This is a genomic window from Phaeobacter sp. 11ANDIMAR09, from assembly GCF_001294455.1.
GTDB lineage: Bacteria > Pseudomonadota > Alphaproteobacteria > Rhodobacterales > Rhodobacteraceae > Pseudophaeobacter.
Genome location: NZ_LIKT01000008.1, coordinates 37,745 through 55,044 on the forward strand (window position 1 = coordinate 37,745; position 17,300 = coordinate 55,044).

General features: G+C 55.3%; 13 protein-coding genes. 7 read left to right on the forward strand and 6 right to left on the reverse strand.

What is annotated here, in order from left to right; translation table 11 throughout:
• Window positions 1-91 precede the first annotated feature (91 nt).
• From AN476_RS08760 to AN476_RS08775, 4 genes are all read left to right on the forward strand, one after another.
• Window positions 92-382 carry an SCP2 sterol-binding domain-containing protein gene (locus AN476_RS08760; RefSeq protein ID WP_054460856.1) on the forward strand — a complete coding sequence of 97 codons (291 nt, stop codon included), beginning with the start codon at window positions 92-94 and terminating at the stop codon, window positions 380-382.
• Window positions 382-1,347 carry an alpha/beta fold hydrolase gene (locus AN476_RS08765; protein WP_054460858.1) on the forward strand — a complete coding sequence of 322 codons (966 nt, stop codon included), beginning with the start codon at window positions 382-384 and terminating at the stop codon, window positions 1,345-1,347. The genes AN476_RS08760 and AN476_RS08765 overlap by 1 nt, the downstream gene beginning before the upstream one ends.
• Before the next feature lie 172 nt (window positions 1,348-1,519).
• Window positions 1,520-3,340, forward strand: coding sequence for a M3 family oligoendopeptidase (locus AN476_RS08770; protein ID WP_054460859.1), 1,821 nt, complete (start codon window positions 1,520-1,522; stop codon window positions 3,338-3,340).
• 201 nt (window positions 3,341-3,541) lie between these two features.
• Complete coding sequence (locus AN476_RS08775) at window positions 3,542-4,018, forward strand: DUF995 domain-containing protein (protein WP_054460860.1); 477 nt, start codon at window positions 3,542-3,544, stop codon at window positions 4,016-4,018.
• 685 nt (window positions 4,019-4,703) lie between these two features.
• Here the strand turns inward: AN476_RS08775 and rpoH are convergent.
• A complete protein-coding gene (gene rpoH, locus AN476_RS08785) occupies window positions 4,704-5,600 on the reverse strand; it encodes an RNA polymerase sigma factor RpoH (protein WP_054460865.1) in 897 nt (298 codons plus the stop codon).
• Window positions 5,601-5,750: 150 nt separating this feature from the next.
• Window positions 5,751-6,791 carry an RluA family pseudouridine synthase gene (locus tag AN476_RS08790; RefSeq protein ID WP_054460867.1) on the reverse strand — a complete coding sequence of 347 codons (1,041 nt, stop codon included), beginning with the start codon at window positions 6,789-6,791 and terminating at the stop codon, window positions 5,751-5,753.
• Between AN476_RS08790 and AN476_RS08795 the strand changes: the two genes are divergently transcribed.
• Window positions 6,790-7,092: a DUF6476 family protein gene (locus AN476_RS08795; protein WP_054460868.1), complete on the forward strand. Its 303-nt coding sequence runs from the start codon at window positions 6,790-6,792 to the stop codon at window positions 7,090-7,092. The genes AN476_RS08790 and AN476_RS08795 overlap by 2 nt on opposite strands.
• A gap of 424 nt (window positions 7,093-7,516) precedes the next feature.
• The gene (locus AN476_RS08800) at window positions 7,517-8,452 is read left to right on the forward strand and encodes a GGDEF domain-containing protein (protein ID WP_054461105.1); all 936 of its coding nucleotides are present in this window, start codon (window positions 7,517-7,519) and stop codon (window positions 8,450-8,452) included.
• Between the two features lie 235 nt (window positions 8,453-8,687).
• Here the strand turns inward: AN476_RS08800 and AN476_RS08805 are convergent, their stop codons facing one another.
• Window positions 8,688-9,608: a LysR family transcriptional regulator gene (locus AN476_RS08805; protein WP_083464293.1), complete on the reverse strand. Its 921-nt coding sequence runs from the start codon at window positions 9,606-9,608 to the stop codon at window positions 8,688-8,690.
• Between the two features lie 85 nt (window positions 9,609-9,693).
• On the opposite strand from AN476_RS08805, the gene AN476_RS08810 reads away from it, so the two are divergent.
• Entirely contained in the window at window positions 9,694-10,383 is a 690-nt protein-coding gene (locus tag AN476_RS08810; protein WP_054460871.1) for a class I SAM-dependent methyltransferase, read from the forward strand.
• Window positions 10,384-11,131: 748 nt separating this feature from the next.
• On the opposite strand, the gene AN476_RS08815 is transcribed toward AN476_RS08810, so the two are convergent.
• The 3 genes from AN476_RS08815 to AN476_RS08825 all read right to left on the reverse strand — a co-directional run bounded on the left by AN476_RS08815 (window position 11,132) and on the right by AN476_RS08825 (window position 17,178).
• Window positions 11,132-12,787 carry a BCCT family transporter gene (locus AN476_RS08815; protein ID WP_054460873.1) on the reverse strand — a complete coding sequence of 552 codons (1,656 nt, stop codon included), beginning with the start codon at window positions 12,785-12,787 and terminating at the stop codon, window positions 11,132-11,134.
• A 175-nt stretch (window positions 12,788-12,962) separates the two neighbouring features.
• Window positions 12,963-15,470, reverse strand: a complete 2,508-nt coding sequence (locus tag AN476_RS08820; protein WP_054460875.1) for a CoA transferase — start codon at window positions 15,468-15,470, stop codon at window positions 12,963-12,965.
• A gap of 40 nt (window positions 15,471-15,510) precedes the next feature.
• Window positions 15,511-17,178, reverse strand: coding sequence for a GMC family oxidoreductase (locus tag AN476_RS08825; protein WP_054461107.1), 1,668 nt, complete (start codon window positions 17,176-17,178; stop codon window positions 15,511-15,513).
• Between the last annotated feature and the right edge of the window lie 122 nt (window positions 17,179-17,300).

Below are 17,300 nucleotides of genomic sequence, written 5' to 3' on the forward strand. Positions count from 1 at the left end.
CAGCATTATATCCAGTGCTGGAAGCAGGTGCTTCACGCAAAATTGCAGTTTTCGGTGCCAGAGGCTGCACCATTGATCAAAGGACGTAACAATGAGCGACACACTTGAACAGGCCGCAGCGGCCATGAACGAGAAAATGGCCGGCAGCGACTTCTCTGCCTCCGCCAAATTTGCAATCGAAGGCCTCGGCGCCATCGTTCTGGACGGCAACGGTGCCCGCGTCAGCGACGAAGAAGCCGATGTTACCATGTCCGCCGATGCAGAAACCTTTCAGGGCATCCTGACCGGCGAGGTGAACCCCACCAGCGCCTTTATGTCTGGCAAGCTGACCATTGATGGCGACATGGGCACAGCCATGCAGCTGGCATCGGCACTGGCCTGATGGACAAAAGCCTGATGGACCTGACCCCCGCGCCCTATTTTGCCGAAATCGCAGAAGGACCCGAAACAGGTCAGGCCCATTGGGCAACCACCGATGATGGCTTGCGCATTCGCGTCGGCCATTGGATGCCTGCCGGAGAAACGCCGGCAAAGGGCACTGTGCTGATCTTTCCCGGACGCACAGAATATGTCGAGAAATACGGCCCCGCCGCTCGGGATCTCAATGCCCGCGGCTATGCTGCTTTGGCGGTGGATTGGCGCGGACAGGGGCTTGGCGATCGCATGCTGAGCGACCGCCGCCTTGGCCATATCGAGGAATTCGGCGATTTTCAAAAAGATGTCGCCGCCGTGGTCAAATTGGCCAAACAGCTAAACCTGCCCGAACCATGGTATCTCTTGGGCCACTCTATGGGCGGCGCCATCGGGCTGCGGGCCCTGATGGAGGGGCTGCCGGTCAAAGCCTGCGCCTTCTCGGCGCCAATGTGGGGGATTCTCATTCCCAAGGCGATGAAACCCCTCGCGCGCATTCTGGGTGGGCTCGCCCCGACCCTAGGGTTTGGCGATAAGCGCGTGCCAACAACGACTGAGGGTCACTATGTCGAAACCGCTCCGTTCAAAGGCAACACCCTGACCAATGACCCCGCAATGTATCAGCTGATGATTGACCAGTTGCAGGCCGAACCAGACCTGGTATTGGGCGGCCCCACCATCAATTGGCTGAGCCAGGGGCTAAAAGAATGCGAAGCCCTAGCCAAACGCCCCTCGCCAGTGCTGCCCTGTCTCACCTTTCTGGGAACCCAGGAACAGATCGTCAATAGCGAGGCCGTAAAGGACCGCATGGCGCGCTGGCCCGGCGGTGAGTTGGACATAATTGATCCGGCGCAGCATGAAATTGTCATGGAAGGCAGCGACATCCGCCGCCGCGCCTTTGACAAGATGACACAGCTGTTTGACCAATATCGCTAGAGCCGCACGCCAGGGGGCTCTTAGTCAAACAGCCCCCTGGGGCTTGCAATAAATTCGCATGAAAAATTAGCCCCCGACCCGGGCTTCGGCGGGGAGCTTTGCTTGTGATCTCCCCATGCGGCGCTTAGATGTTGTGCAACGCCATAACAGAGATGCCCGCCAAGGAGCCCCCATGTTGCAACTCCCCTTTCCCGTCCGTGATGCCAATGCCAGCTCTGGCTCTGATGAGCTGGGCAATCTGCCGGAATGGAATCTGTCCGATCTCTATGCCTCGGATGATGCGCCAGAACTGACCCGCGATCTGGATTGGCTCTCACAGGAATGCAGTGCATTTGCTGCAGACTACGAAGGCAAGTTAGCGGATCTGGAGGCGGAAGGCCTGCTGAACTGTGTGCTGCGCAATGAAAAGATCAACTCCATTGCCGGGCGCGTTATGTCCTATGCTGGCCTGCGCTATTACCAGCTGACAACGGATGCTGAGCGCGCCAAATTCATGTCCGACTGCCAGGAAAAGATCACCATCTTCACCACGCCGCTGGTGTTCTTCACCCTGGAGATCAACCGCATCGAGGACGAGACACTGGAGGCGCATTTTGCCGCTAATTCGGATCTCGCCCGCTATAAGCCGGTGTTTGATCGTATCCGTGCCATGAAGCCCTATCAGCTCTCAGATGAGCTGGAGAAGTTCCTGCATGATCTGGGCGTTGTGGGCGATGCCTGGGAGCGCCTTTTTGACGAGACCATTGCAGGCCTCACCTTTACCGTTGATGGCCAGGAGCTGAACATCGAAGGCACCCTGAACCTGCTCACCGAACAGGACCGCAGCAAACGCGAGGCTGCATCGCGCGAATTGGCAGCGGTGTTTCAGGACAACGTCAAAACCTTTGCCCGCGTGCATAATACCCAGGCCAAGGAAAAAGAGATCCTGGACCGCTGGCGCGGTATGCCCACGCCGCAGACCGGGCGCCACCTGTCCAACGACGTGGAACCCGAAGTGGTCGAGGCTCTGCGTGAAGCTGTGGTCGCCGCCTATCCCAAGCTGAGCCACCGTTATTACGAGCTGAAACGCAAATGGCTGGGTCTGGACCGCATGCAGGTCTGGGACCGCAACGCGCCGCTGCCAATGGAAGACACCCGTGTGGTGGATTGGGAACAGGCCGAGAAGACAGTGATGGAGGCCTATGAGGCCTTTGATCCCCGCATGGGCGAGATCGCGGCTCCCTTCTTTAGCAAGGGTTGGATTGATGCAGGCGTAAAGCCCGGCAAAGCCCCCGGAGCCTTTGCCCATCCTACCGTCACGGATGTGCACCCCTATGTGATGCTGAACTACCTGGGCAAGCCGCGTGATGTGATGACCCTGGCCCATGAGCTGGGCCATGGCGTGCATCAGGTGCTGGCGGCGGAACAGGGCGAGATGCTCTCCTCCACCCCGCTGACCCTGGCCGAAACCGCCTCTGTCTTTGGCGAGATGCTCACCTTCCGCAAAATGCTGGACAAGGCCGAAACCAAAGAGGAGCGCAAGATCTTGCTGGCGGGCAAGGTCGAAGACATGATCAACACCGTGGTGCGCCAGATCGCCTTTTATGACTTTGAGTGCAAACTGCATGCAGCCCGCGCCGAGGGCGAGCTGACACCTGATGATATCAATGCCTTGTGGATGTCGGTTCAGGCCGAATCCCTGGGCGAAGCCTTTGACTTCATGGAGGGTTACGAGACCTTCTGGTGCTATGTGCCGCATTTTGTGCACTCGCCCTTCTATGTCTATGCCTATGCCTTTGGCGACGGGTTGGTGAACGCGCTTTACTCGGTCTATGCCGAGGGTGGCGAGGGCTTTGAGGACAAATACTTCGACATGCTCAAGGCCGGTGGCTCCAAACACCACAAGGAACTGCTGGCACCCTTTGGGCTGGATGCCTCGGACCCAAAATTCTGGGACAAGGGCCTGTCGATGATTTCTGGCATGATCGACGAATTGGAAGCCATGGAAGATTGATGACAATCAGCTGACTTCTAGTTGGCCGCTTTAGAATTAGATCTGGTCCGCACCAATAAGGTGGTGGACCAGATCCCCCACCCAAACCAGCCTCTTCCGATATACGCTTCTGAAAAGCATCAGCTTTTCTTACCCAAAATTCGCTGTCATACTGGAATGATAGCTAGCCTTTTGTCAGGCTTCATTTTTTGGGGACTTTAAATGCCATTTTTTTTCAATACAGCCAGAGTGCTGGCAACGATGGCTTTTGCCAGTGGCCTCATCGGCTCTCAATTGGCCGCAGAGCAACCGGACAGCCAGACCCCCATCAGCAAGGACTCCGTTATTGAGATCTATGTTGGGAAAACCTGGGTTTGGAGTGCCGGGGGCTCCTATTGGGCAGAGGACGGAAGTTTTTTCGCCATTTGGAAAAGAAAGAGGGTCGCTGTTGGAACTTGGTCTGCCACAAGCGATGGTCGCCTCTGCTATGACGCCACTTGGCATGAAGCAGAGAACAGCACCGGCAATGACATGAAACGCTGCTGGCGTCACGTAGTCGATAGCCAAGGAGTTTTGTGGAAACAGGACGTAAAGAACCAGGAATGGTATGTGCCAAAAAACGAATTTCAGACACGCCTTAAGACCGGAAACAGGATCAAATCTGGCGTCAAACGACTGAGGCAACGATACGGAGTATAGTCTGGCCTGGGCGAGTGCAGCGGCACCCTGGCCGTTACCCTCTGCCAGGGCGGCAAAATTTGTTGAAATTTCAACCGCTAAGGAGGTTTTTACTAAAACCACCCATTTTCGTCAGGTAGCGAAAGAATTGCACCGAAGATTTTATTCCTGACAATAAGTGTCAAGTATTTGATTTTGTTTGATTTTTTCCAACTATGAGATTGACCTCTGGGTGGAAGAACCCTATCAAGGGGTCAGGAAATACAGCAAGCCGGAACATCGGCAGCTCGCAGCAAGCCACTCCAGCCAGTTCGGGTCTTACCGGATCAGCCAGATAGCCAGCCAAGCCAGCCCCCTTTATGCTCCAAGCCAGCCAAGCCTTCCCCTGCTACCTTACGCTTTGGTACGATTTTGTGCCCTTGCTGTTCAGAACAATCAGCACCCTTGTGCCCCGTTTGGTCCGCACAAGTCCGCCAGGTTTCGTTCCAGCGCGCCAGCCCCTCGCCAGCACGCCAGACAGCCCCAGCCCGCCAGATTCCGCCATAGCCTCCGCCAGCTTCCCTGCCAGCGCCGCAACCGGCCTCCAGCCCTACACCATCCCGCTCAAGAACCCGCCCGCCCATTTGCCAGCCCCCGCTTGAACGTAATAGCAAAAAAGGCGGAGCCATTTGGCCCCGCCTTTTCTGTACGCATTCAAACAACTGGCTTACTGGGCTGTCAGCATACCCTTGGCCGAAGCCAGTTCGCGCATCTTCTTTTGCAGCTTTTCAAAGGCGCGCACTTCGATCTGACGAATACGCTCGCGGCTGACGCTATATTGCGTGCTCAGCTCTTCCAGCGTCTGCACCTTCTCGGCCAGGCGACGCTGGGTGAGAATATCCTTTTCCCGCTCGTTCAGAACGTCCAGGGCCTGGGCCAACAGCTCGCGCCGGGCTTCCAGCTCATCGCGGGCCTCATAATCGCCAGCCTGATCAGCGTCTTCGTCCTCGAGCCAGTCCTGCCACTGCATGGTGCCTTCGCCCTCGCTGCCAACCGTGGCATTGAGGGAGGCATCCCCACCGGACATCCGACGGTTCATCGAGATGACTTCGTCTTCGGTCACCCCAAGGTCATGAGCGATCTTGGCGACGTTTTCAGGACGCAAGTCGCCCTCTTCCAGGGCGCCAATACGGGCCTTGGCCTTGCGCAGGTTGAAGAAGAGCTTCTTCTGCGCCGAGGTGGTGCCCAGCTTGACCATCGACCAGGACCGCAGGACATATTCCTGGATCGAGGCGCGAATCCACCACATGGCATAGGTGGCCAGACGAAAGCCCTTTTCCGGGTCAAAGCGTTTCACCGCCTGCATCAGGCCGACGTTGGCCTCAGAGATCACCTCGGCCTGCGGCAGCCCATAGCCCCGGTAGCCCATAGCAATTTTGGCGGCGAGACGCAGGTGCGAGGTGACCATCCGATGCGCCGCACCGGAGTCCTCTTTTTCCACCCAGGCCTTGGCCAGCATATATTCTTCTTCCGGCTCCAGGAGCGGGAATTTGCGGATTTCTTGCATGTAGCGGTTCAGACCGCCTTCGGGGGTCGGTGCGGGCAGATTTGCGTAATTAGCCATTCAAACGGTCCCTCCCAAGATGTTTATGGACTTAACATTAAGTCATATGGGTTAGCGCTAAACACCTTTCAAGAGGTGCTTACAAGAAACACTATATATTTCGGCTGCAGAACTATCTGTGACATGCGTCACAGATAGTTGCAAAAACAATCAAGCTTTTACAACGGGTTGAGAAAGGGCCGAAATCAGCCCTGCCATATCTTCGGGCAGCGGTGCCTCAAACCGCAGATCCTCGCCCGTCACTGGATGCACGAATCCAAGCACCGCCGCATGCAGGGCTTGCCGAGGAAAATTCTGCACCGCCGCAATAGCCGCCGGGGTCAGAGACTTAGCTGCCAGCTTGCGTTTGCCGCCATAGGTGGGATCGCCAACCAGCCCATGCCCCGCATGGGTCATATGCACCCGGATCTGATGGGTGCGCCCGGTTTCAAGCCAACATTCAATCAAGGCAGCCACGGGAGGATTGCCAAAAGGCTCGACAATGCGCGCCCGCGTCACCGCATGACGACCGCCCTGAAACAACACGGCCTGACGTTGACGGTCATGTTTGTGCCGCGCCAACTGGGTGGTCAGTTTCAGAATATTTCCGGTCTCAAAACTGGTGCCTTTCACCCCGCGCAGACGCGGGTCGTTGGCATCGGGAACTCCGTAGCAGATGGCGCGATAGTAGCGCTCGACCGTGTGTTTCTCAAACTGCTGAGCCAGCCCTTGATGGGCCACATCAGATTTTGCCACCACCAAGAGCCCCGAAGTCTCTTTGTCGATACGATGCACAATGCCCGGACGCTTAATGCCCCCCACTCCAGAGAGGTTCTCGCCACAGTGATGCAGCAGGGCGTTGACCAGGGTGCCCGAGGGCGTCCCCGGTGCCGGATGCACCACCATGCCAGCAGGTTTGTTGATCACGATCAGATCGTCATCCTCAAAAATCACGTCCAGACTGATGTCCTCGGGACCGATATGGCTGTCTTCGGCCTCTTCCACGGTGATGGAAATCACAGCGCCCTCGGCAACCCGGGCCTTGGCGTCCTGCACCACGGCACCATCGACTGTAAGACTGCCCGCTTCAATCAATCGAGCCAGCCTGGTGCGTGACAATGTCGCTTCCGCTGGCACATCGCGCGAAACCGCTTTATCAAGCCTCTTAGGCGGATCTTCCGCGATGATAAACTCAATCTGGCGGCTGCCCATGACTGATCCTTCCGAGCCTGAAATTCAAGACGAGCCGCCGCAGCTCAAATTCCTGCGACGCCTGGTGACCACATTGACCGTGGTGATGATTGGCGGGCTTGTAGTGGTTATCAGCCTGCTTGTCATCCGCTTGTCTGCCGATGGCCCCAGCCTGCCCGCGGAAATCACCCTACCCGCAGGCACTACAGCCCAGGCTGTGACCTTTGGAACCGGTTGGATTGCGGTTGTGACCACAGAAAACCAGATCTTGATTCTGGACCCCGAGTCCCACAGCCTTCGCCAGACCATCGATATCAAGTAACCCACCGCACCGTTCAGAACCGGCCTCCCGCAGGGAAGTCCTGTCACGCGTCCAAGCCCCGGCAGATCTGGCATCACATATTCGGTCGGGCCACTGTCATAGGCCAGTCAACAACAAACATATTGGTTTCGAGTGGTACCACCTCCCCAGCTCGAACGGGAAACCACCTGACCCAATATCGAATGATTGTGGTCCCCCAGCTCCTGTCCCCGTGGCTCTAGTCCCATATGATATAGAGCCTCCATTCGATGACAGCTAAGCACTTTGCTCCGCAGCAAGACCCAAACGCGACCTGCGCTCAAAACATGAAGCACTGTCGGTTGAGTTAAAGTTTCACTACCAAATACGCATGCAGGAAGCGGCTTTTAACCTCTTTTCATGTATCGCCCGCAGACTACAGGCGGATGAATACGGAGTGTGTAGAGTGAGAGTAGTTCAGTTGTTAGAATCCAAGGTATCGACCAAGGTGGAAGGGATTCATCCTGAATCAACTCTAAGGCAAGCTGCTAAGGTTTTGCTCGATCTAAAACTTGGCGCATTGGTCGTGACCGACGAAACCAGCGCATTGGTTGGAATCATCTCTGAAAGGGACCTTTTACCCGTTGTGGCCAGTTGCGACCCAAAGGCGGCAGACGCCTTGGTCTCCGAGGTGATGACCCGCTCGGTCATTTCTTGCAGTCCAGAGGATGAAGTAACCTACCTGCTTCACCTCATGAATGAAAACGCGATCCGGCACATACCCGTGCTTGAGAAAGGAAAGCTAGTCGGCATTTTAAGTATTCGAGAGCTGACCAAAGCCTATGAGCTCCTGCAGATTGAGGCAAATACGGATCCCTTGACCCAGGTTTCGAACCGAAGGCCGTTTCTGAAAACATTGGAAACTCAATTTGACAGAGCGCAACGACGCGGGTTGCCAATGTCAGTTGCAATGCTCGATGTAGATCATTTCAAACGTATCAACGACACATATGGTCACGATGCCGGAGACAAGACTCTCCAACAGCTTTCAAGAATGCTGATACGTGAATTTCGCTCAATCGATCTTGTGGGAAGGCTTGGCGGTGAGGAATTTGCCTTGGTCTTTCCTGACACGGATCTGATCGGCGCATATGCTGCATGCGAACGGTTACGATCAACGATCCAATCAAGCGAAATTATAGCTGATGCAAACAGAATTCGCTTAACGGTTAGCATAGGGCTCACAGAGATTTGCGAGGAGGCCAGCGTTGCAGCGGCCTTACTCAAACGTGCCGATGAGTTGCTATATGTTGCCAAAAACTCAGGCCGGAATCAGGTGATGACAGAAAGTGGGGTGGTGGTGTCTTCAATGGCGAAAAAGTCGCCGACAGCGGCAGTATAGATTTTCCACCTCTACCCCAATTCATTCACACGTGGCGTCCAATAACTCTCAGAGGCCTCGAAATTGAAACAGGCGCAAAGACGAAGCACATAGCGGATTTGTGAGCTACTGGTTCCGTCATGAGGCACTTTGAAAAGGGGCACTTTCTGCATAGAACCACTGTCTCCCGTGTACGGCATTGGTCTCTCAGATCTCGAAAGCTGTGGATGTCGGATCGCAGCCCCGGCCTTCAAGCCTACAGTTGAGGAAACCTACTTGGAGCACTCAATTGCTCCGCAAGTTGATCAAACACCAAACGTATTCTTCGTGCAGTATGCAGTTCCGAATGGGTGGCGAGCCAGATCGGAAATTTGAACGGCTCTCGACCAGGAAGCACTCTCTCAACGCCAGAGGTCATTGCAGCGACTTCGTCAGACATAACACTCACCCCCAAGCCTTGCCGCACCATCTCCCAAGAAACGATCCCGGATTTTGACCCTATCCGGAAATTCTGAGCGGTGACCGGAATGCCAGCCGGATTGAGAAAGCCAATCATCGTTGCCACGTCTCCAAAACTAACAAAATCTAGTTTTGCGAGTTCAGTTTCCGTTTCAGGGCGCCCGACCTGATCTAGGTACGAAGGCGCCGCGTAAAAATGTGCTGTCGCTTCGGCCACCAGTTTCGCGATCAGGTTCGGTTGAATTGGGCGCACATGCCGGATTGCAATGTCAGCCTCGCGCCGTTGTAAGTCGCGCAGATCATTCGTTGCGACAACATCGATCTCCAAGCGCGGAGCCGCAAAACGGATCTGCTTTAGGATGGGCGGAAGTTGATAGGCGGACATAACATCTGATGCGGTTATCTTGACTTGCCCTTCCACGGTATTTGACTGGCTTGTCGCGGTTAATGAAATTCGGTTCGCAACCTCTGCCATCTCCTGCACGTGCACCAACAAATCTGCTCCGGCGCTGGTCAGGTTCAGTGATTTTCCAACCCGCTCAAAAAGCTTTATTCCAAGTGACCGCTCCAGTGCCGCAACTTGGCGGCCCACCGTCGGCTGGGTTTGCTCAAGCACACGCGCAGCTGCGGAGAAAGACCCCTTTTCGGTCGTCGCGAGAAAGGAGCGCACCTGGTTCCAGTCAAAGTTGATAGCCTTCCAGTTCATGCGTAGATGCATAAAGCTTCTGCAAAGAAAGGCAATTCCCTTAAATTATGTTTGAACGTACAAGCACTGAAATCGCGTGAATAGAAAGAAACTCTCAATGGCTGCACTATCCAAAGACGCCGCGTTCTGGAGCAAAATTTCTCGCAAGTATGCCACGGATCCAATCCGGGACATGGACGGGTATCTGAGGACGCTTGAGCGCACAAAATCTCATTTGAAATCCGAAGATAAAGTGCTGGAAATTGGCTGCGGCACAGGTTCGACAGCACTGCTGATCGCACCACATGTAGCCCAGATCACGGCTACTGACCTCTCACCAGGCATGATCGAGATCGCAAATGAAAAACTCGTAGGCGAAACTGTCGGAAACGTCACATTCAAAGTGGCTGAAGTTCTAGATCATTCTCCTGATAGCGCATCTTACGACGCGGTCCTGGCGCATAATTTGCTTCACCTTCTACCAGAGCTCGATAGCACGCTTGAATACATATCTTCATTGATAAAACCGGGTGGAATTTTCATCTCAAAAACTGTTTGTGCCCCGGAGCATGGCGGCTTCAAATACGCAATGATTAGTAAGGTTGCGATCCCTGTTATGCAGGCCATTGGAAAGGCCCCGTTTGTTGACTTTGTAACTGCAAAAATCCTTGAGCGCAAATTGAAGGACGCAGGGTTCGATATCATTGAGAGAGCGGATAAAGTTGGGATGTTTACAAGCTGCTACCTTGTTGCACGCAAGGCTCAACGGCGGGACCTAGGTCCGACTAAGTCCCGCGTATCGCAATGACGTCTGGTCGAATGACTCGCGTCATTCTTGCTCGGACCAATGGCGCTCTCAAGGGCTCGATACGTCATCGAACTGTTGACCGCAGGGCTTGCAGAACATTGAAATTCTGGATGAACACAGTCCGCAACGCCAGACGATCCAGGTGAAGCGGAAGCCGAACTCTACCAAAGCCATCGACGCGCTGACGAACTGTTTACCCTGCCGAACGTGCCTGTTTACATTCGGCCGGGCAACGACCCAGAATTTTTCGCTGAGGCCCTCAGAAATAGGATCGACGCTGTTGGGGCAAAGACTGCACTCATCAAGCGGTCCTCCCCCTCTAATGCATGTAAAACATGCACTGCCTTGCAGTGTGTGGGAGAACGAATTTTACGAAAACGACAACGGGCGGATGCGCGACAAACTGCTAAGCGCGGAAAATTTCTACTCACTGCCAGCGGCTTCGATCATCATCGCTTGCTCGGACACACGACAACATCAAGCGAGCCCCTAGGCTACCGCCCACCTACACCCAGGGCCATCATCCCGATGGGCCAACGGCCAACCATGCACTAACTTTTAATTGGATCACTCAAGTGGGGCTGCTCAGTTTGGTATTGAGCCGTGGATGCAACTCTGCGCATTTCTGTAACAACATGCTAATAATAGATACAAGCGCGCAGGGATCGCTTAATTTTCCACCTGATATTGCTGCAAGTTCTAGTCTGAACTGCAGGGAAAGAAGGGGGGCATGGCCCCCCTTCAGCTTTTACTCGGCGACATGAACGGTTTGAACGCCGTTTTTCTCGCGCATACCGTCTTTCACGATCGCTTTGACCAGTGCGACGCACATCAGGACCATCACGAGTGAGAATGGCAAGGCGCCGATGACCATTGCGGATTGGATTGCACCAACACCACCAGCGATCAACAACCCACCTACAACCAACGACAGAGCCAAGCCCCAAAAGATGATGTGAGGGCGACCGGATGGCCTCTCGGCCCCAGCTGCGTTGATTGTGTTTACGATCAAGATCGCGGAGTCAGCTGTGGTCACCAGATATGTAAGCAACAAGACAACAACGATTACAGCCATGATCCAGGCCGAGCCGGTACCAAGGATGAAGTCGAGCATTGCGAACAACTGGTTCTGTTGCCCTGCACCGGAGATCGCATCGCCAGCTCCGCCGTTCAGTGTCAGGTCTATGGCGGTACCTCCGACGACCGTGAACCAGACAAAGCACATGATCGACGGGATGATGATCGCCCCAAGAATATACTCGCGCACGGAACGCCCACGGGAAATGCGCGCAAGGAACACGCCCACGAACGGAGCAAACGCGATCCACCATGCCCAATAGAACACCGACCAGCCACCTTGCCAGCCGGCCAACTGTGCAGCTTCGCTGCCCTCAACACCGTCAGATGTCCAAACGGTGAAAAGCAGTTTGGGCAGTTGAACGATGTAGCTGACCAAGCCCTCGACAAGCGCGCTTAGGCCGAAGAAGGTCGAGCCAAAGAGCAAGAAAAAGGCAAGCAGAAAGAAGCTAAGTCCCATGTTGATGTTGGACAGCCACTTGATCCCCTTGCCAACACCAGACAGCGCCGACAATGTTGACGCGCCCATGATGACCAAAAGCGCGGTGATAACACCTGCAGTTGACGGTTTGCCCGTTTCAGCGACAATTAGCCAATCGCCAAAACCGATGCGATGCAAGCCCGACACAAATTGCTCGACCCCAAAGCCCAGCGTCTGTGCGACACCAAGAATGGTAGCGACGACGGCGACGATATCCACGATGTGGCCTAAGATGCCTGACAGGCCTTCGCCGAAGAGAGGGGTCAGCGCTGAGCGAATGGTCAGGGGAAGATTGCGGCGGTACGAGAAATAGGCAAGCGACAGACCAACGATTGCGTAACAGGCCCAGGCAGAAAAGCCCCAGTGCAGAAACGACCAAATGTAGGCGTAGTTGACATTGTCCGCGGACGATCCGGCTGCGTCTCCCATGATCACATTCGGGTTCGTTGCGAAGTGATACATCGGTTCCGCAGTTGCGAAGGTAAGCATGCCAATCCCGATGCCGGCACCGAACATCATCGAAAACCATGAGAAGTTCGAGAACTCAGGCACGTCCCCCTCAAGACCAAGCTTCAACCGGCCTGTGCTTGGGATAAGCGCCAAAACCACACATGCGATCAGGAAAAGCGCGACAACATAGATGTACCAGCTGGAGAATGTACCCAGCAGAGAACTGTTCAGAGCTCCAAGGGTTTTTGCTGCAGTCTCTGGGACGGCAATGGCCCACACAATAAGGGCAGCAATCAATATTTTGGATGTGATCGCGACATCTTTGCTGAAACCAGCATAGAAGCCGCGATCTGCGGTTTGGATGGGTAAGTCCATCAATGGGGGTGTCTTGGCCATGTTTCCTCCTAAATGGCGCGCAAGCACATGGCGCAATAGGTCCTCCCGCGCGATGCAACGTCGCGCGACCTAATTTTTGCGTCAGGCTTGGGTGGATGGGCCCTAAAATTGAGTTCAGGCCTATTGTTGCATCAAAAGCCGCCCGCCCCAGCATTTGGGAGGGCGGCTGATCTGATTAGCTGGGCAGGTATTCCTCGCTCCAGCTTTCACTGAGGTTGCCAGATTTGATCATCGCTTCGATTGCGGTCTCTGCATAGCCAAGGTCCTTGAGAACCGCGCGCGTGGACGTTCCGAATTTTTCTGCGGGTGTGACCGCGGTGACCTTTCCACGAGCCGATCGCACTGCGTAGGGATCAAGCTGGATAACCTCGTGACCACTTGGGTGGTCGGGATAGTTCGAGAACGAATAGCTTCCGTTATCGGTTCCTGGCGTTCCGTCGGCGTCGCGCAGGTTCCGGGCGCGCAAAGCATCAAGATTTTCACAAACCACTGCGCCAATATCAGCTGCTTGCAAGGCTTCCACCCACTCTGTTGCCGGTTGCGTCAGGAACGCATTTGCCAGATAGGCCGCACGGTCGTCTTCGGGCAGGTCAGGAAGCTCTTCCAGCCCCTCAACATTGCGGAACAAAGGAAGATCAGCCTCGTAGGCACTAAGGAGAATATGACGCGATGCGGTGCTGTAAAACCGTGCCAGCGCGTCATAGCCACTCGCCTCTGGGCCCGAGGGTTCATCGAACAACCCTCTCCCCTTGAAATCAAAGGCGAATGGCACCTGCAGCAATCCGCTGTTGGACGACAAGGATGTACGCCCGCGTCCGATACGGCCGAAACGGTATTTCTGATACAGCGCCGCCGCGACTCCCAAAGCACCGCCAAACCCGCACATCACGTCAATAGTGCCCACATGGGCGTGTTCCTCGGGGCGGTCCATTGCCCCACCAAAGCGCAGCATGATGCCCGTGGTTGCCTGCACAAGATCGTCATAACCGATATAGTCGGTTCTGGTTCCGCGACGCACTCCGCTGAAACAATCAAGCTTACAGAACAATGCGTCTGGATTGAGCTTGCGCAAATTGTCGGCATCCAGACCCATCTTTTTGATCTGGTTATCAGGCGCATTCCAAACGATGACATCAACGGACTTCACCAAGTCTTCAAACACCTGCCGCCCATGGCGCGATGTGATGTCTGCCAAGATCGAGCGTTTGCCGCGCATCTGTGACATGCCGTAGATAACGGTGTTCCAGCTGTCATACATCGGCTCGGCTGGTTCCAGCTTGATCACTTCGGCACCGAACCGCGCCAAATAGCTTGCAGAATGCGGCCCTGCGATCACGTTGCACAAATCCAGCACTCGCACGCCCGTAAGCCAACCGTCCTGTGCTGTCTCTTCAGAAGGTTCCGGAATTTCAGTTCTGTGCTTCTTCAGAATCTTCAACGCTTCGTCAAAATTCACCCAACGGCGTGGAACGGGCTGCAAAGCCTCTTCGCCGCTTTCTTCCATCCAGACCACCGGACCAGGTTGTGTCATGTCGCCATACACCGGATCGTGCACATCAATCATCAGACCGGAGGTCTCCGCATACTCATCGTGGATCCATTCCTGCAGCCAGCGTTGCGGCGCGCCGGGGATGAGGCCGCGGCCAAACATTTTTTTCCACTCGTGCGATGTGCGGGTCATGAAGACCTCTTTCATCCGCTCCGAGATCTTGTCGGCCCAGTCCTTGGGCATTGGGTAGACCCCCAAGGAGGTTTCGTGTTCCCATTCCGACCATGGCTTGTAGGTGTTTTCCTCTGAGGTCAGCCCGTCTTCAACCAATTCGTCATAAATGCCGAGCACCTCGAGACAACGCCGTGCGTGGTTTTTGTGGCTGGGACAAACAACATAGAACATCCGCCCGTCTTTGCACATATAGCTGCGGAAGAAGGGATCCATCAGTTCCTGCAGATCCTCATAGCTAACATTCATCGGCAGGCCTTCGACACGCCGGCGTTCGATCTCAACCTCACGCTGGGTCAGGTACCGTTCGGGCATGCCATCGACCTTGATTGAGTTGTAGCACAGCCCTTCCATCACGGCGGCCGCTAACGGCACTTCGATCTGATCTCCCAAGCCGGTCACCTGGCGCGATTGCAACGCCAAAACAGTGGCCGAGGCTGCGATCTGAGACGCATAGGCAGAGGCAAGTGGCAGTGGCGAGAACGACGGGTTGAGCCCCATGAGCACACGGTTCAAGCCCATATCGGTGAACACACCCGAGCTTGCCGCCACGATACTTTCATAGGCTCGCAATTCCCGCCGTTCAGTGTCATTTGACGCAAATCCGGGCACAGATATCGTAATCAGCTCGGGGCGCTCTTGGCGCATTGCTGCGAAATCGAACCCCAGCTTTGCGATCTTTCCGGGCCGGAAATTCTCAACGATGATATCAGCCTCAGCACAGAGCGCGCGCGCCTGCTCCAGCCCTTCTTCGGACTTCAGGTCAAGGTTCACGATGACCTTGTTGCGGTTCAATGTGGCGTTCGCGGGGCTGTCCCACATCGGGCCATTCGGAGGATCGATATGAACAACCGTTGCGCCCAAATCCCCCAACAACATCGCAACTGCGGGACCTGCGATATACTGGCCAAAATCAACGACTTTCACGCCGGTAAGCGGCAAGTTGGAAAACGAATTACGCATGTGACCTCCAGTTAGACGTCAGAATTTCAGAGATGCCGGGTTACTGACCGGCCAGAATCCAGCCCGCGGCTTTCTCGGCGATCATGATCGTGGGCGAATTGGTGTTGCCGCTGGTGATTTCCGGCATGACCGAGGCATCCACCACGCGCAGGCCCGCGACACCCTTCAAGCGCAGATGCGGATCGAGAACGGCGGTGGGGTCGTCGTCACGGCCCATTTTCACTGTGCCGACCGGGTGAAAGATCGTGCTGGCGATGTCGCCTGCGAGACGGGCCAGATCCTCATCAGTTTGATACTGAACGCCGGGCTTATACTCTTCGGGTTCATAGGGCGCCATCGCGGATTGGGCCATAATCCTGCGCACCTGACGCAGGCTGTCTGCAGCGACCTTGCGATCATCCTCGGTGTCCAAGTAATTCGGCACAATCTTAGGCGCATCGCGGAAATCAGATGAGGTGATCCGAACGTGCCCTCGGCTGGTTGGGTTCAGGTTGCAAACGCTGACCGTCATGGCCGGAAAATCGTGCAGATCGTCTCCGAAGGCCTCAAGGCTCAGCGGCTGTACATGGTATTCAAGATTGGCATGGGTCCGACCAGAGTCAGACCGGGTGAAGGCGCCCAACTGGCTGGGCGACATGCTCATCGGGCCAGACCGTTTCAGAAGATACTCCAAACCGATCTTGGCCTTGCCGACCATCGAATTGGCCAAGGTATTCATGGTGCGCGTGCCTTTAACCTTGAAGACCGCGCGGATCTGCAGATGGTCTTGCAGGTTTTCACCCACAAACGGCTGATCCATCACCACATCGATGCCGTGCTCTTTCAGCAAAGCAGCAGGTCCGATCCCCGACAATTGCAGGATCTGTGGAGAGTTGACGGCGCCAGCTGACAGGACAACCTCTTTGGTGGCAGTTACAGTAACCGGTTTTCCCGCACGATGAACTTTTGCGCCGACACAGCGCACCGCGCCATCAGCGTCTTTCTCAAAAGCCAGTTTCTCGACCTGCGCTTCTGTCCAGATTGTCAGATTTTTGCGCTGCTTGGCGGGGCGCAAAAAGGCCTTGGACGTATTCCAACGCCAGCCCGAACGCTGGTTCACATCGAAGTATCCGACACCGGCGTTGTCGCCACTGTTGAAATCATCGGTTTTCTGGATGCCTGTCTCAACAGCCGCATCAGCAAAACTGTCCAGCACATCCCAGCTCAGCCGCTGCTTTTCAATCCGCCACTCGCCGCCATGCCCGTGCATGTCGGAAAACCTGCTGTTATTGCCCGTGACCGGATCAGCATCATCATCCAACTTGTAGTGGTTTTCATGCGCTTTGAAATCGGCAAGCGCGTTTTCCCAGCTCCAGGCTGCTTCACCTGTCAGTTCGGCCCAGTTGTCATAATCACGGGCTTGCCCGCGCATATAGATCATGCCGTTGATCGACGAACACCCGCCCAGCGTCTTGCCGCGTGGGTAAAGAAGACTCCGCCCGTTCAAACCTTTGTCCGGCTCGGTTTTGTACATCCAGTCAGCGCGCGGATTCCCGATACAATACAGATAACCAACGGGGATATGAATCCAAGGATAGGTGTCTGGCTTGCCGGCTTCCAGAAGAAGCACCTTTTTGGTCGGATCGGCGCTTAGGCGATTGGCCATCAAGCACCCGGCGGAGCCGCCGCCAATCACGATATAGTCGAACCCGTTCAAACCTTTAGACATTTTGATCATCCACCCATCCGTCGTTTCCTTGCGACCGGCGTGCTGAAAGAGGCAAAGAACCATGGCTTACACACGGCATTTCGAATGACCGTGGAAGGCTCGGGCTTCGGTTCGCGGTCCCT

Bases quoted from the DNA above. Each gene is read 5' to 3' on its own strand.
- AN476_RS08760 (WP_054460856.1), top strand. From the start codon at position 92: ATGAGCGACACACTTGAACAGGCCGCAGCGGCCATGAACGAGAAAATG.
- AN476_RS08765 (WP_054460858.1), top strand. From the start codon at position 382: ATGGACAAAAGCCTGATGGACCTGACCCCCGCGCCCTATTTTGCCGAA.
- AN476_RS08770 (WP_054460859.1), top strand. From the start codon at position 1,520: ATGTTGCAACTCCCCTTTCCCGTCCGTGATGCCAATGCCAGCTCTGGC.
- AN476_RS08775 (WP_054460860.1), top strand. From the start codon at position 3,542: ATGCCATTTTTTTTCAATACAGCCAGAGTGCTGGCAACGATGGCTTTT.
- rpoH (WP_054460865.1), bottom strand. From the start codon at position 5,600: ATGGCTAATTACGCAAATCTGCCCGCACCGACCCCCGAAGGCGGTCTG.
- AN476_RS08795 (WP_054460868.1), top strand. From the start codon at position 6,790: ATGACTGATCCTTCCGAGCCTGAAATTCAAGACGAGCCGCCGCAGCTC.
- AN476_RS08790 (WP_054460867.1), bottom strand. From the start codon at position 6,791: ATGGGCAGCCGCCAGATTGAGTTTATCATCGCGGAAGATCCGCCTAAG.
- AN476_RS08805 (WP_083464293.1), bottom strand. From the start codon at position 9,608: ATGCATCTACGCATGAACTGGAAGGCTATCAACTTTGACTGGAACCAG.
- AN476_RS08810 (WP_054460871.1), top strand. From the start codon at position 9,694: ATGGCTGCACTATCCAAAGACGCCGCGTTCTGGAGCAAAATTTCTCGC.
- AN476_RS08815 (WP_054460873.1), bottom strand. From the start codon at position 12,787: ATGGCCAAGACACCCCCATTGATGGACTTACCCATCCAAACCGCAGAT.
- AN476_RS08820 (WP_054460875.1), bottom strand. From the start codon at position 15,470: ATGCGTAATTCGTTTTCCAACTTGCCGCTTACCGGCGTGAAAGTCGTT.
- AN476_RS08825 (WP_054461107.1), bottom strand. From the start codon at position 17,178: ATGTCTAAAGGTTTGAACGGGTTCGACTATATCGTGATTGGCGGCGGC.